The following is a 14,763-nucleotide window of genomic DNA, read 5'->3' on the forward strand; positions in this document are numbered from 1 at the left end:
GCACTTGGCAATCGCCGGTGCCCGCTCCGCGGTGTTGTCCAGGGGTTCTGAGCGAGCGAGCCTAGAGGTCGACGGCGTTGGCCAGCACCGGAAGCTTCCTGCGGGCTTCCTCGATCAGGCCCAGGTCCAAATCCACGATGAGCAACTCGGGCGCGGGTCCTGCCTGAGCGATGACGCGGCCCAGCGGGTCGACGGCCATCGAGTAGCCCACGCCCAGCGGAGCGGCACCCTTCAGCGGCCGGCCGACGCTTTCGGGATCGGCCTGGTCCACGGCGATCACGAAGGTGGTGGTGTCCAGTGCGCGGGCCTGGGCCAGCGCCTTCCACTGCTCGGCCTTGCCCTCGCCGCCGCCCCAGGACGCGGTCACGATGTTGATCTGGGCGCCGGCGCGGGCATGGCGCACAAACAGCTGCGGGAAGCGCAGGTCATAGCAGATGGCCATGCCGATGGTGGCTCCATCCAGCTCGAACTGCACCGGGGTGTCGCCAGGGGTGACGGCCTCCGACTCCAGATAGCCGAAGGCGTCGTAGAGGTGGATCTTGTCGTAGTGCGTGTCCACGCCGCGGCCCACGACCAGCAGGGTGTTGCGCACCCGGCCGCCCTCGCCGGGGGTGAACATGCCCGCCGCGATGGCGATGCCCAGGTCGCGGGCCTGCTGGCGCAGCAGCCCGGCCCAGCGGGCGTTGACCGGCTCGGCGAACTTTTCCACGGGGTTGCCGAAGGCAACCTGCATGGCTTCGGGGAAGACGATCAGCGATGCGCCAGCCTTGGCGGCCTGCTTGGCATGGTCGCGGATGATCGCCAGATTGCGCTGGGGATCGCCGGTGCTCAATACCTGTGCCAGCGCGATCTTCATGATGTTCCCGTCCCTTCGCCGACGGCGCGTGGAGTACGCCGCATCTACGTCGACTCTACGTAGGCGGGCCAAAAAATGGCAATGCGGCCGGTCGCATGCGTCTGATACGGCCTTATGATGAATGCACGCAGTTCAAATCCGTTGCAGGGAGGTGGTACCCGATGTCCGCACGATCGACCGTGGGCGCACCCCTGTCCCGTACGACGGCCCGGCACTCCTAGCCGGCCTGCGGGTGAGCCCGAGGAATTCTTCCGAAAGGCACCCGCCATGAACTCATCCTCCTATCCGACCTCCCGCGCCAGCATGGCGTATCCCTATCTTTCCGGCCTGCCCAAAACCACCGGCGCCCGAGCCCTGGTGCTGGGCGGCGGAGGAGCCACGGGGAACGCTTGGCTGATCGGCGTGCTCGCCGGGCTGGCCTCCGAAGGCCTGGACGTCAGCGCGCCGCAATTGACGGTGGGAACTTCCGCCGGCGCCACCGCGGCCGCCCAGCTTGTCGGCTCCACCCCGACCGAGCTCTACCAAGCGGTCATCGCCGCACCGGCGCCTCCGGCGGCCGCCCCCCGACCTGCAACCGCACCGGCTGCGGCCCGAGTTCCCGACCAGCTGTCCCGCATCAGGTCCATCAGCTCCGCTTCCTCCGGACCGGGGGACATGCACCGGAGGATGGCTGCCGCCGCGCTGGATCTGCCCGGTGCCTGGGACAGGGAGCTGAGCGCCCGGTGGAGATCCATCGTGCAATCACGCATGGCGCAGGCCGACTGGCCGCAGCGGCTGGTCTATCTCACCGCAGTGCAGGCGCAGGACGGCGAGTCGGTGGTCTTCGACAACTCCAGCGGGGTTCCGCTGGTCGATGCCGTGGCCGCCAGCTGTTCCAGCGGCCCGCCGTATTGGCTCGGGGAGCGCGCCTACATCGACGGCGGCTACCGCCGGAATGAAAACGCAGATCTGGCGCAGGGATACGACAAGGTGCTGGCGCTGTCTCCGCTGGGCGGTCGGAGCCTGCACCCGGAGAGCTGGGGCATGCAGCTGTCGGCGCAGGCGGACCAGCTTCGCGCGTCCGGAAGCAAGATCCAGATCATCGTGCCGGATGCCGCCGCCGAAGCCTACGTGGGCGTCAACGCCATGAACCAGTCCCTGCGCTCGACGGCTGCCCGCGAGGGATTCCGCCAAGGCCGGGAACAGGTCGGAGAGATCCGGGAGTTTTGGCGTTGATCCGTCGCGGTTTCCTGCTCCGTGCGGGCTGATTCTCCTCGCGGTCCCTGACGGCTGACCAGGTGTCCTTCCGGCACTCGCCATCCATCCGGATCGCGAGCGTCCGGGTTTCCTAGGCGTTGGAGGGACGGGGTCATCTTGCGCGGCAAGTCGTCGATATACGAAGAGGATCAGCCGGAGGCTGCCTGCCATAGGTGCATGGAGGCATAGGAGCGCCAAGGGGACCAGCGCCGGGCGTACTCTTCGAGCAAACGGTGACTGGCGCTTTTCGAGGTCTGCGGCTCCAGAATGCCGAGCCGCACTGCTCCGGAGACCAATGCAACATCGCTGCGCATCCAAGCGTCGGGATCACCAAGCACGCGCATTGCGAGGTAGGCGGCGGTCCAAGGCCCGATTCCAGGTGTTCGGAGCAGGCTCTCCCGCAGCAGCTGGGGATTGCTCTCGAAGCCGACCTCCAGTTCACCGCTCTGAAGTGCAATGGCTGCACTTCGAAGCGTAGAGATCGAGCGGCGGGGGAGCTTCAGGACGCGATCGGGATCCAGCGGTAGATCTGCTCCGGGGTCGTGCACGGTTTCGATGATGTCCGCCGGAGCGGGAAAGATCCTGTCCAAACCGGTAAAGCTCGAAGTGTAGGCGGCTCCGGCCTGAGCTACGAGTCGGGAAAGATGGGTTCGAGCGGCCTTGACCGAAATCTGCTGGCCGATGATGGCCCGGATGACCAGCTCATGAGGGTCGACTGCGCCGGGCACCCGGATGCCCGGGGTTCGAAGGATACTCGCTTCCAGTGCCGGGTCTCTGGACAGGTTGAGATCGATGGCGCTTGAGTCGGCGTCCAGATTCAAGAGGCGCCGTATCCGGAAAATTGCGGCAGCTTGATCGCGCAAATTTTGGAGTTCAAGCTGAGCTTTCAGGACCCAGCTGGCGGATCCATAGTTACGAGCGATAAGCCTAATAGCCCCTGGCCCACTTGGGAACATGAGTGTTCGGGCATATATCAGCCTGTCTTTCTGCGAGAGATCTGTGGTCTCTACACCGGCAATCGCCCTTGCTTCCAGAAACGAGAAAATGCCTTGGGCGTCAAAGGGGTGCTGGATCGGCAAATCGATGTTCAGAACTATGGGGGACTGTTTGCCGAAACATCGCGTCCCGAAAGGAGTCGGTGAACTTGGGTGCTTCTGGTTGCTTCCTGCACTCATGTTTTCGCCCCAATCATCCGGCTAAGTTTCGAAGTCACCTTGAGTGTAACTAATTGATCGAAAGACTGATTCTGACGCGAAAGCGCCACTAGAAATTAGATGAAAATTCAGAATGAAGCACACTCGGCCGTTCTGAATTCAGCATACGCAAGAAGCTGCTCGCATTAGACGGGACCGAAATTCCGTCCATGGCACCTGCCGGTCTCGCGAACGACCTGAAATGAACAAATTTACTGATCGTAGAACGCCTCTTCTCGTGGAGCTCGTGGAAGTCTCATTCGCAGTGGAGATCCGCAAGCGGAAACTGAAACTGAACAAGTTTTTTGATCATTTTCCGCAGAATGTCGTTCGGCGCGACGGTACCCGAGCGCTCGCGATACTGCCGCCCGTGGAAGCTGTGGGTGACCCGGTGAGGTCTCATCTGAACAAATTTTTTGATCAATTTGCCGATCGGGTCTTGCCGGGCATCAAGAAAATGAATGCGGGGAGACTGCCAGGAACCATGAGAGGATGAACAAATTTTTTGTTCAACTTCGCATGGCGGCCTCAGTCCTATGGTTGCGGTGAAGGGTTGATATCGATCGAATCCAAGTTCGCGCGGTCACCCAGGGAAAGCGCGGTCATTAGAGCCTCGGCAATCTGTTCGGGGCGGACCCAGTTTTCCGCATCGTAGGTTTTCTCTTCCCAAGAGTGCAGCTGTTCCTGCATCGGCGTGGAAACGCGCCCCGGGTGGATGGAAGTGACCTTGATGCCGTTCGAAGCTTCTTCGATCCGGAGGGCGTCGGCGAATGCCTTCATGGCGAATTTGCTGGCGCTGTATGCGCCCGATCCCGCAATGGTGCGGTGCCCGAGACCTGAATTGATCATGAACACGTGGCCACGTGCCCGGCGCAAGGCAGGCAGCATGGCGCGGGTGAGCTCCACCGGAGCCAACACGTTGATCTGCATGCTCTGTGCCCAATCCTCCTGGCTAGTCTCCTCCACGGTGCCCATGCGGAGTATGCCGGCGCTGTGCACCAGAACATCGAGTGCGGGGATCTGCGCGGCAAGGTCGCCCATGCGGCCGGGGGACCCAAGGTCGGCGAGCAGCGGCGTGGCGGATCGAAAACCTTCTGCGGCGCGTTGCAGCGGCTCGAAGTTTCGCCCCACCAGAAATAGGTGATGGGTTGGCGCCAAGGCCTCGGCTATGGCGCGGCCAATGCCGCCGGTGGCTCCGGTAATCAGTGCGCTGGGTGTCATGTGGTCATCCTTGCTTGTCTGCTCGGTTCGAATCAGGGATCAGGGAACGAGCGCTACTGCGTGCTTTGCTCGGGAGCGGGGACTTCGGTGAGGTTGCCGCTGGTCTTGCGCGCTCCGTCCCATTGGGCAGCGGCGCCGGCGGTCACGACGATGACAACGCCGACAGCCTGGAAGACCGACGGGGCTTGGCCGAGGACCAGAAGTCCGATGAGCACGCCGAAGGCCGGTTCGACTGACAGCAGCGTGCCGAAGGCCGTGTGGTTCATGCGCTTGAGGGCCAGCATCTCCAGCCCGAATGCGATGACCGGGGTGATCAAGGCGATGCCGGCTGCCGCAGGCAGGACCCACCAAGCGAGGTTGCCGTTGATCACCTGGGGGAGCCCGACGGGCATGGTAGCCAGTGCGGCGATGGGGATGGTCAGCGACAGGCCGCTGATGCCGGCGAAACGGTCGCCGACACGCTGGGTGAGGACGTTGTACGAGGCCCAGCATGCGCCTGCTGCCAGCGCCAGCCCGACGCCGATGGGGTCGAAGGATCCGGACCAGGGTTCGGTCAGCAGGACGATGCCCGCCAAGGCCATCGCGGGCCAGGTCAGCGCCCTGCGGTTGCCGCTCATGAGGCCGGCGATAATCAGTGGACCGAGGAACTCGATGGCTACCGCGGTGCCCAGTGGAATACGCTCCACGGCGCCCAGGAAGAAGACTGTCATGAAGCCGGTGACCATGCCGAGGATAAGCAGCGAGGGGAGATCCCTGCGGCGGATGGACCGGATCGCCGGACGGGAGATGATCCAGAGGAACACCACTCCGAAGCAGAGGCGCAGCCATGCGGTGCCCGCCGGGCCGACTTCGCGCAGCACTCCCACCGACAGGGCGTTGGCCACCTGGATGGACAGCATGGCCGCGATGGCCATGGTCCATGGAGGAAGGCTGGTGCCGGTGAGGGGGGCCGTCATTGGGGTCTCCTTGGGCGGTTCTGGGCTGAAGTCGGGGTGTGGCTAGTCGGCTGGAGCATCGGATTCCAGCTGGCGGTGGGACGTTCCGACGCCCGGTTCGAAGACGGCCAGCGTGAAACGCAGCGGAGCATCTGAATTGTTCTCGTAGGAGTGGGGCTCATCGCCCGGGAAGCACAGTGCGTCGGACTCGGCCAGCGCGTAGGTTTCTGCGCCGACCTGGACCGTCAGTTCGCCTTCCAGCACCTGGAGGAGTTCTTCGGTGCCTGCGACGTGCGCGTCGCTGCCGTGCCGTTCGCCCGGCTTGAGCCTCCAGTCCCACAGCTCGATGACATTGGGGGAGCGGGTTCCGCCCAGGAGCACGCCGCGGCCGCCGTGCTTCCCGCTCCATAGCTCGGCGCCTTCGCCCCGGCGGGTGATCTTGACGGTCCTGGCGGTCGGCGGTTCGACCAGCGCGGGGAGGCCGACTCCGAGGGCGTCGCTGAGCCGAAGCAGCGTGCCGACGCTGGGATTCACGGCTCCCTGCTCGACGTTGACCAGCATGCGTCGGCTGATTCCGGCATGCTCTGCCAGCTGATCCAAGGTCCATTGGAGGCCCAACCGCTCCTGCTTGACCCGCGCGCCGATGGAATGTGCAAGGATCTGGGTATTTTCGTCCACAAATGCATAATAGTGCACTTATGGTGCACCAATCTACAATCCTTGCGTGCCCGATCGCTGCGTTCGTGCGGCATTTCCGTGCGTCTGCGAGCATTTACATAGCTAACCTATGTAAATAAATGTATAGTGTGACTATGCAATAACGCGCGGGGCCGAGTGCCCCTGCGAGCTGCAGATCCCCGAACGCCGTGAAGCTGCCAAGCGGATTGCAGCGATCGCGCCGCCGGATCGTCCCCTCGGGGCATCCGTCCGGCGTGGCCGCATCGCGGGAGGACTCGCGTTTGCCACGAGTATCTACGAAGAGCGCAGACTACGCACAAAACATCGCACCAGCAAGAAATGAGAACGATCGAATGACGCAAGCCGGAAACGTACAGACATCGCTGTTGAAACAGCCTGGCTCGGTCTGGGCCATCGCCTTTGCCTGCATGGTCTCCTTCATGGGCATTGGCCTGGTCGACCCCATCCTTCCGGCCATCAGCCGGGCGCTGGAGGCAAGCCAGTCCCAAACCATGCTGCTCTTCACCAGCTACCTGTTCATCACCGGCATTGCGATGTTCTTCACCAGCTGGGTTTCCGGGCATTTGGGTGTGAAGAAGACCCTGGTTATCGGCCTGGTCCTCATCGTCGCCTTCGCCGCGCTTGCCGGTGCCAGCTCCAACGTCAACGAGATCCTGGGCTTCCGCGCCGGCTGGGGATTGGGAAATGCCCTGTTCATCTCCACCGCCTTGGCGGCCATCGTCGGCACCGCCAGCGGCGGAAGCCGCCAGGCCATCGTCCTCTATGAAGCCGCGCTAGGTGTCGGAATGGCAGTTGGGCCGCTGGTTGGCGGCGTCTTGGGCAATCTGTCATGGCGCGGACCGTTCTTCGGCACCGCGATGCTCATGGCCATTGCCCTGGTGGCGATCCTCGCCTTCCTGAAGCTCCCGGCCGGGGCGCCGGCGCCGGCCAAGATCTCCATCACTGCCAGCTTCAAGGCGCTGCGCAACCCGGCCCTGCTGGCCCTGTCCGTTACGGCAGTGTTCTACAACTTCGGTTTCTTCATCCTGCTTGCCTACACTCCCTTCCCGCTGGAGGCCGCGGCGCATGCGGCGGGGCTGGACTTCGGCGCCACCGAACTCGGGCTTGTCTTTTTCGGCTGGGGTTTGGCGCTGGCGATTACCTCGGTGCTGGTGGCGCCGCCTGCGACCCGCACGTTCGGGCTGCGTCCGGTGCTGTTCACCATGCTGGGCCTGCTGGCCGTGCTGCTGGGTGCGATGGCGGTCTTCCACGAGCAACTGAAGGTCCTGATCATTCTGGTCGTCGTCGCCGGCCTGGTGCTTGGCGTCATGAACACCGCGCTGACCGAAGCGGTCATGGAAGCCACCGACTTGCCGCGCAATGTCGCCAGCAGCACCTATTCCGGCGTGCGCTTCCTGGGTGGTGCGGTGGCCCCTGCTGTCGCGGGTCCTCTGGCCGCCGCACTGGGCGCTGCCGCCCCGTACTGGCTGGGTGCCGGGGCGGTAGTGGTGTCGATCCTGGTGCTGGCGCTCGCGGGGCACAAGCTCAGCCACATCGGCGCTGCCCATGAGACGCCGCAAGAGATCGCCGAGGACGTGCTGCTCGGCGAAGCCTAGTGCGTTCTGCTGGCTGACTGTCATGGATTCACGGCGTATCGGAACACTGGCGTGGAGGCCGCAGTCCGAGGACCTCGGTGGGCAGTCCACGCAGGGGCCGGCAGAAGCTGCAGACCTTTGTGCGATTCTGCCATCCCAGCACCCGGTGCCGTCGAGCACCTGAGCGCAGTTCCCACGTTGGGTAGGCGGCTCAGCCCCGGACTCGACGCGGGCCGCACCATGTAATGAGGGCCTGCCTACGTACTATCGCTTGCTACTTGGCCTCATCCAACGGGTGGGGAAGCTCTGAAACGGTGCCCGCCAACGGCTTCCCCTCGCGGAGCAGCGCGCGCTTGCGCAGGTGCCAGAAGACCGCCAGGATAATGAACCACACCGGGGTCGCCAATGTGGCCCAGCGGGTGCCGTCACTGTAGAGGAACGTGCAAATTAGGAATACAAAAAATACGAGAACAACCCAGGGCGCCAAGCGGGCGACGGGTACTCGGAACTTTGATTCCTGATGGCGTTGCGGATGCTTCTTCAGAAAAACGATGTAGCTGACGACTATCGAACCCCAAGTGAACAAAACCATCGTGGCGCACATCGTCGAGACGAACCCGAAGGCCGTTGCCACGTCGTCTCCAGCGTAAAGCAGCGGGACTGCGGTGAACAGAAGCACCGCGGTAGCGAATACGGCCCGACGTGGAACGCTGCGTGAATCGGTGAACGCGATATTGCGTGGAGCGTGGCCGTCTTTGGCCAAGCCGAACAGCATACGCGTTCCGGAGTAGACGCCGGAGTTCGCGCTGGATGCCGCGGAGCTGAGCACCACGAGGTTGATCACCAGCGCGGCCGGGACAAATCCGGCAAGCAGGAAAGTCTGCACGAACGGGCTCTTGCCCGCTTCCAGCGCTGTCCACGGCGAAATGCTCATGATCACGGCGAGCGAGAGGACGTAGAAGACAAGAATGCGGACCACGATCGAATTGATGGCCTTGGGCAGATTCTTCCGCGGGTTTTCAGCCTCAGCGGCGGCGGTACCCACCAGTTCAACACCGATGAACGAGAACACGCCCATCTGGAAACCGAGCACGAAGCCGCTGATCCCCATGGGGAAGAAGCCCCCTTGGTCCCAGAGGTGGGTGATTGAAGCCTGGAATCCATCATGGGTGAACCCGGTGAAGATCAGTACCGCGCCAACTGCAATCAAGGCCAGGATCGCGACGATCTTGATGATCGCAAACCAGAATTCCATTTCGCCAAACCAGCGGACGGGCTGCAGGTTCAACACCAGAAGGAAAAGGGCAGCGGCGAGGGCCGGTAGCCAAAGGGGCACTTCTTCCCAGAAAAACTGGGTGTAGGCAACGATGGCGGTAATGTCGGCGACGCAGGCAACCACCCACGAAAACCAGTAGTTCCATGACACGAAGAAGCCGGCCCAAGGCCCGAGGAAATCCTTGGCAATATCGCCAAAGGTTTTGTAGTGGAGATTGGACAACAGCAGCTCGCCGAGCATGCGCATGACCAGGAAAACGAAAAAGCCGATGATCGCGTAGACGAAGATGCTCGAAGGCCCGGACACCGATACGATCTGGCCTGAACCCATGAATAGGCCGGTGCCGATAGCACCGCCAATGGCGATCAGCTGAAGATGGCGGTTTTTCAGTCCGCGCCGCATTTCTTCCGATGCCTCGGGCACCGCAGAATGGTCCTGCTGCGGTGGTTTGGGTGATTTCGGGGCCACGGAGCTCTCCTTTGGTATGCGGTGCTTTCCGTTTTCATGCACATCGAACAACCCTAGTCGTGATTTGGCGGGTGATTCGATCCAGGACGTCGGCACGGTGTAGTGAAAGGCGGACCGGACAGGCAGCCATGTGACTCGACTCATGCCGGCCGCCGGTTTTTCCAGTGCGGTCGATCAGGAGCGCAGGCGGCCGGCCTCGGAAGCCAGGGAAGGCGCCGACCCCGCGACGGGTGCAGGCATTACTGTTTCCCAAGCACCGGAAAGCCCTGCGAGACCGGGCTGCTGCAGATCGACATTCGCCCAGACAAGCACGGCCTGCATTTTGATAAGGCAGGGTGTAGTCCTTGTCCGCAAATCCGTCGGCAATGCTCCACGCCAGACCACCTTGGCAGAGCGGCAGCGGTGCGCTCGCCGGGGCGGAAAAGCTGAGCATCCCATGCTGTCCCGGCAGCCGACCCAAACACAGGTCATTCACGCCGGACGTGGAATATTTGCCGCCGAGCTTCGTATTCTTGAGCAGAACATGTTTTTTGGACTCAGGAACGAAGCGGGGCCGCCATGCCGGAGAACCATCACTACGCCTCGCGCAAACTGCGGGTGAAGCGCATGCGCCCGAGGGACCCCTCCGAGATCTTCAGGTCCTCCAGCCCGCTGGAGCTGTTCTTCGACCTGATCTTCGCGGTATCGGTCTCGCTGGCCTCGGCCCAGCTCGTGGATGCCGAGACCCATGCGAATGTGGCCGGCGGTTTGGTCGCCTACCTGATGGTGTTCTTCGCGGTCTGGTGGGCGTGGATGAACTTCACCTGGTTCGCCAGCGCTTTCGACGCCGACGACTGGCTCTACCGCGTGCTGGCGCTGACCCAGATGGCCGGCGTAGTGATCCTCGCGGTGGGCACCACCCCGGCGATGACCGAAGGGGATTTCCACCTGATCATCGCCGGCTATGTGGTGATGCGGCTGGCGCTGGTCGTGCAGTGGATCAGGGCTTCGCGAAGCCATGCCGGGCTGCGGAAAACAGCGCTGCGCTACGCCGTGGGCATCGCCGTGGTGCAGGTGTTCTGGGTCTGTTATCCACTGGCGCCGGCCGACTGGGCGCTGCCGGTGTTCCTGGTATTGGTCGCCTGCGAGCTGCTGGTGCCGATCATCGCGGAGCGAGCGGGACAGACCCCGTGGCATCCGGAGCACATCGCCGACCGCTACGGTTCCTTCACGCTGATCGTGCTGGGCGAATCCGTGCTGGCTTCCACCGTGGCCGCGGCCAATGCGTTCGAGAACGCCAGCCAGCTGCTGCAATTCTCGCTGCTAGGCGTTGGCGGATTCATCCTTGTCGCCGGCCTGTGGTGGGTGTACTTCTCCTCGGATGCCAGCGTCTGGCTGCGCCGGCGCACGGCGCCGATGATCTTCGGCTATGGGCACTACTTCGTTTTCGCGGCCGCCGGCGCGTACTCGGCGGGGTTCAAGGTGCTGCTCGACCACGAGGCCGGGAATTCCGGGTTGACCTCGGCCATGGCGGTGGCAACGCTGAGCGTCCCGGTCTCGATCTTCCTGCTGGGAGTCTGGGCGCTGATCCTGCGGCACTGCCTGCGCGGCTTCTTCAAGTGGGCTTTCCCCGTCGGAGCGCTGTTCATCGCCTTCGCCCCGCTGCTTCCCCAGCTGACACCCACTGACGCGTCCGACGTGCAGATCGTCGTGGTATCGGTGCTGGGGGCGGCGGCGATCATGGTGGCGCTGGTGGTGCTGATCGAGGCGTCGGGAGTCCGCGAAACCGACGAGCATGGGGCTGCCGCGCAGGTGGCGTAGCACTGACAGCCGTGGCTGCTTGCCGCCGTCAAAAATCTCGGCTGCTTTCAAGGATGGACGCCATCGGGTTTATGCTGTGTGACTATGCAATCCTCCGAACCTTCCATCGGCGTCGACATCGGCGGAACCAAGATCCTTGCGGCGCTGGTTGACGCCGACGGCATGATCACCCGGCAACTGCACCGACCTACCCCTGCCCGGGATGTCCCCGCCACCGAGCGGGCCATCGCTGAACTGGTCCAGGAGCTGGGCGACGGGGAGCCAAGCTGTCCCGTGGGAGTAGGCGCCGCAGGCTGGATGAACCGCGACTCAAGCCGGGTGCTCTTCAGCCCGCATCTGTCCTGGCGCGATGAACCGGTGCGCGACCGTTTGGAAAGCCAGCTGGGCCGGCCTGTCACCCTGGTCAACGATGCGGATGCCGCAGGGTGGGCTGAATACCGATTCGGCGCCGCCCGCGGAGTCAATGATATGGTCTGCCTGACTTTGGGCACCGGGATTGGCGGTTCGTTCATCCTCGGTGGGGAGGTGTACCGCGGAAGCTCGGGAATCGCCGGGGAATTCGGACACCAGACGATTGTTCCCGGCGGCCATCGCTGCGCCTGCGGCAACCGCGGCTGCTGGGAGCAATATGCCTCCGGCAATGCTCTGGGACGCGACGGCGCCGAACTGGTGCGCTCGAAGTCGCCCGTCGCCCATAGCCTGCGCGAAGCCTGCAATGACGACCCCTCCACGGTAACTGGAGCTCTGGTGACCGAGCTTGCGGTGCAGGGAGACGCCGCCTGCCGCGACCTGATCGAGGAAATGGGCCAATGGCTTGGTCTTGGCATCTCGAATCTGGTCTCGGTGCTGGATCCGGGCATGGTCGTCATCGGCGGCGGCCTGGGTTCGGCTAAGACCGAGTTGCTTGCCGTGGCCGAAGCGCACTATCGGCGTACCCTATCCGGCCGCGGATACCGCCCCTTCGCCCAGATTTGCCGGGCGCAGCTGGGGCCTTCGGCTGGGCTGATTGGCGCCGCGGACCTCGCGCGACGGCAAGCTCGATGAATTAACATTGACAGGACATTAGGACTTATCTAGGCTCGGCTTGTCAGCTTACACAAGTGCGAGGTAGCCAGATGGCCCGTCGAAGCCCAGCGCAGATCCCTGCGGAACCTTTTGCGCGCCCCAAGGCTCCCGGCCGCGGGGCCCTGTTCGGGGTGCTGGCGACCTATGCCGTAGCGATGTGCGGCACCACGATGCCCACGGCGCTGTACCCCACGCTTCAGGATGACTTTGGTCTGAGCACCGCCGCGGCGACGCAGCTGTTCGCAATCTACGCGGTCACCGTATTGCTTGTTTTGTGCGCATTCGGCTCTCTGTCCGATGCGCTGGGCCGAAAGCCGGTCATGATGCTCGGGTTGGGCGCCTCCTTGGCCAGTGGCGTGCTGTATTCGATTGCGGATGACGCACCGATGCTATTTGCAGCCCGCGTGCTCTCCGGAGTCTGCGCCGGGCTGGTCACCGGAACGGCTACGGCTTATTTGACGGATCTGGTAGGCAGCCCCAGCCGTGGGGCCGCGGTTTCCAGCGTCGCCAACATGGTTGGCCTGGGGAGCGGCCCCGTGCTGGCCGCCTGGCTGATTTTCGCAGTCCCGACCGTGCCCATGATCGCTTTTACGGCGCATGCAGTGGTTTCCGGGCTGTGCTTGCTTGTTCTATGCTTCGGGCCTGAGAGCGTGCCCTCGCGTCGACTGCGCCTTTATCCCAGTCTGCCGCTGGTGCCCCGATTCGCTCTTCGGAATTTTGCCATCGGGGGATTGATGACCCTGGGCTTCGTTGTGATGGGCGGCTGCACCGCGATGACCTCCATCCTGGTGGTGCGCTCGTTCGGAATCAGCGACCTGCGGGTCCTGGGACTCATCGGTTCGCTGATCTTTGCCGCCACCGCCATCGGCCAGAAGCTCGGTGGAGCATTGGTTCGACGTCATGCGCTGGCTGGTTATGCCGGGCTAGTTTCCGGGGCTGCGCTGATCTGCCTAGCGCCGTTATTGCCTGGAATGTCAGCGGTGGTCATCTACCTAGCTGGGTTGACGGCGGCCGGATTGAGCCACGGTGCCTTGTTCCCGGTGGGGTTGGGCATTGTTCTGCAGGATATTCCGCTCGGCCAGCGCGGTAGCGCCAGTTCCGCCTTTTGGGTGTTGGGCTACGCGCTGACTGCGGCGGGTGCTTTGGGGCTGGGCTGGGTCGGTGAGCTTTTCGGCGAAGCGCAAGCGGTCAGCTGGTTCGGAGCCGCCGTTGTTGTCAGCGCAGTTCTCTGCGCTGCACTTCATCTTAGGCTTTCGGTGCCTTCTCGCCGCCGGGGTGGGGAACCCTTGATCTAACTTCAGGAGGATGCATGCGTATAGGATTAGCCGGCTATGGATTCGGTGGAAGCCATTTCCATCTGCCCTACATTGAAGCCGCGGGGTGTTGGGACATGGCGGGGGTAGTCACCCGTTCACACGAACGCCGTCTACAGCTGGATGCCGAGTATCCCGGAATGCAGGTTTTCGACTCATTGGACGAGCTTCTGGATGCCGGGGTGGACGTGGTTGTCATTTCTACTCCGCCGCAGACCCGTCGTGAGCTGGTGCTGCGTGCGCTTGCGCGCGGGGTGCACGTGGTTTCCGATAAACCGTTGGCACCGGACGCGGCCACGGCCAGGGAACTTGCCGCTGCGGCTCGGACCGCTGGCAAGGTGCTGACCGTGTACCAGAACCGGCGGTGGGACACGGATTTCCTGACTTTGCGGCAGGTGGCCTCGTCGGGCGAGCTCGGACAAATCTTTCGCGCCCATCTGGTGATGGATCAGGCGGATCCCAGCACCCTGGACTTCGACCCGGAAGGTGGTCTGTTGCGGGATCTGGGAACCCATCTGGTTGACCAAGCGGTGCAGCTGTTGGGTCCGGTGGCGCGCGTGGATGCGTCACTGGACTGGTTGACGCGCGAGGGAATAAGCGTTGACGTGGGATTCAGCCTCGGGCTGCACCATAAGAACGGCACCTATTCGCAGGTTTCCGCAAGCAAGCTCTGTGGCCGCGAGGCTCGGCTGATGGACCTGTATGCGAGCGAGGGATCTTATTCTTCAGCTATGCCGGATCGCCAAATCGATCAAATGCTGTCCGGGCAGCGCCCCGCCGCGGAGCCCCGTGACTGGGGCATGGTTGAGCGGGAGGACTTCGGAGTGCTGCGCACGGCTGACAGCCAACGTCGGGTGCAGCCGCTGCCAGGCAACTACGCGGAGTACTACCGCCGCTTGTTCGCTGCACTGGAAGGCGCCGGGGAACTGCCGGTCGATCTTGACGAGGCGCTGCATACCATCGACATCCTTGATGCGGCCCGGGCAAGCGACCGACTAGGACGCAGCGTGCCGCTCAGCAGCTGACTTCACCGAAAATGCAACACGGTGCGTACCACGCCAACCTGGCGGGGCACGCACCGTGTGTGCACATGGAGCGTCCAACCCTGGACCTGCGGCCCCGGACTC

13 protein-coding genes are annotated in these 14,763 nt (G+C 63.5%); 7 read left to right on the forward strand and 6 right to left on the reverse strand.

The window, feature by feature from the left end:
- Positions 1-61: 61 nt before the first annotated feature.
- Positions 62-856: a carbon-nitrogen hydrolase family protein gene (locus tag DFO58_RS16385; protein WP_120991711.1), complete on the reverse strand. Its 795-nt coding sequence runs from the start codon at positions 854-856 to the stop codon at positions 62-64.
- Positions 857-1,123: 267 nt separating this feature from the next.
- Between DFO58_RS16385 and DFO58_RS16390 the strand changes: the two genes are divergently transcribed.
- A complete protein-coding gene (locus DFO58_RS16390; protein ID WP_286163642.1) occupies positions 1,124-2,071 on the forward strand; it encodes a patatin-like phospholipase family protein in 948 nt (315 codons plus the stop codon).
- Positions 2,072-2,241: 170 nt separating this feature from the next.
- On the opposite strand, the gene DFO58_RS16395 is transcribed toward DFO58_RS16390, so the two are convergent.
- Positions 2,242-3,171: a DNA-3-methyladenine glycosylase 2 family protein gene (locus tag DFO58_RS16395; RefSeq protein WP_183043239.1), complete on the reverse strand. Its 930-nt coding sequence runs from the start codon at positions 3,169-3,171 to the stop codon at positions 2,242-2,244.
- 361 nt (positions 3,172-3,532) lie between these two features.
- On the opposite strand from DFO58_RS16395, the gene DFO58_RS16400 reads away from it, so the two are divergent.
- A complete protein-coding gene (locus tag DFO58_RS16400; protein WP_183043240.1) occupies positions 3,533-3,781 on the forward strand; it encodes a hypothetical protein in 249 nt (82 codons plus the stop codon).
- Between the two features lie 38 nt (positions 3,782-3,819).
- On the opposite strand, the gene DFO58_RS16405 is transcribed toward DFO58_RS16400, so the two are convergent.
- From DFO58_RS16405 to DFO58_RS16415, 3 genes are read right to left on the reverse strand one after another with little or no spacing between them, the layout of a single operon-like run.
- Positions 3,820-4,506, reverse strand: coding sequence for an SDR family oxidoreductase (locus DFO58_RS16405; RefSeq protein ID WP_120991714.1), 687 nt, complete (start codon positions 4,504-4,506; stop codon positions 3,820-3,822).
- A 53-nt stretch (positions 4,507-4,559) separates the two neighbouring features.
- A complete protein-coding gene (locus tag DFO58_RS16410; RefSeq protein WP_244910876.1) occupies positions 4,560-5,462 on the reverse strand; it encodes an EamA family transporter in 903 nt (300 codons plus the stop codon).
- A gap of 42 nt (positions 5,463-5,504) precedes the next feature.
- The gene (locus DFO58_RS16415) at positions 5,505-6,119 is read right to left on the reverse strand and encodes an XRE family transcriptional regulator (RefSeq protein ID WP_120991793.1); all 615 of its coding nucleotides are present in this window, start codon (positions 6,117-6,119) and stop codon (positions 5,505-5,507) included.
- Positions 6,120-6,472: 353 nt separating this feature from the next.
- Between DFO58_RS16415 and DFO58_RS16420 the strand changes: the two genes are divergently transcribed.
- Entirely contained in the window at positions 6,473-7,735 is a 1,263-nt protein-coding gene (locus tag DFO58_RS16420) for an MFS transporter (RefSeq protein ID WP_120991715.1), read from the forward strand.
- Positions 7,736-7,988: 253 nt separating this feature from the next.
- Here DFO58_RS16420 and DFO58_RS16425 read toward each other — a convergent pair whose 3' ends face one another.
- A complete protein-coding gene (locus tag DFO58_RS16425; protein ID WP_286163643.1) occupies positions 7,989-9,458 on the reverse strand; it encodes an amino acid permease in 1,470 nt (489 codons plus the stop codon).
- Between the two features lie 558 nt (positions 9,459-10,016).
- On the opposite strand from DFO58_RS16425, the gene DFO58_RS16430 reads away from it, so the two are divergent.
- The 4 genes from DFO58_RS16430 to DFO58_RS16445 all read left to right on the forward strand — a co-directional run bounded on the left by DFO58_RS16430 (position 10,017) and on the right by DFO58_RS16445 (position 14,661).
- Positions 10,017-11,258, forward strand: coding sequence for a low temperature requirement protein A (locus DFO58_RS16430; protein ID WP_120991716.1), 1,242 nt, complete (start codon positions 10,017-10,019; stop codon positions 11,256-11,258).
- Between the two features lie 84 nt (positions 11,259-11,342).
- A complete protein-coding gene (locus tag DFO58_RS16435; RefSeq protein ID WP_120991717.1) occupies positions 11,343-12,302 on the forward strand; it encodes an ROK family protein in 960 nt (319 codons plus the stop codon).
- Positions 12,303-12,373: 71 nt separating this feature from the next.
- Complete coding sequence (locus DFO58_RS16440; RefSeq protein WP_120991718.1) at positions 12,374-13,618, forward strand: MFS transporter; 1,245 nt, start codon at positions 12,374-12,376, stop codon at positions 13,616-13,618.
- Between the two features lie 14 nt (positions 13,619-13,632).
- Positions 13,633-14,661, forward strand: coding sequence for a Gfo/Idh/MocA family oxidoreductase (locus DFO58_RS16445; RefSeq protein ID WP_120991719.1), 1,029 nt, complete (start codon positions 13,633-13,635; stop codon positions 14,659-14,661).
- The last annotated feature ends 102 nt before the right edge of the window (positions 14,662-14,763 follow it).

This window comes from Arthrobacter sp. AG1021 (assembly GCF_003633665.1).
Taxonomy (GTDB): domain Bacteria; phylum Actinomycetota; class Actinomycetes; order Actinomycetales; family Micrococcaceae; genus Glutamicibacter; species Glutamicibacter soli.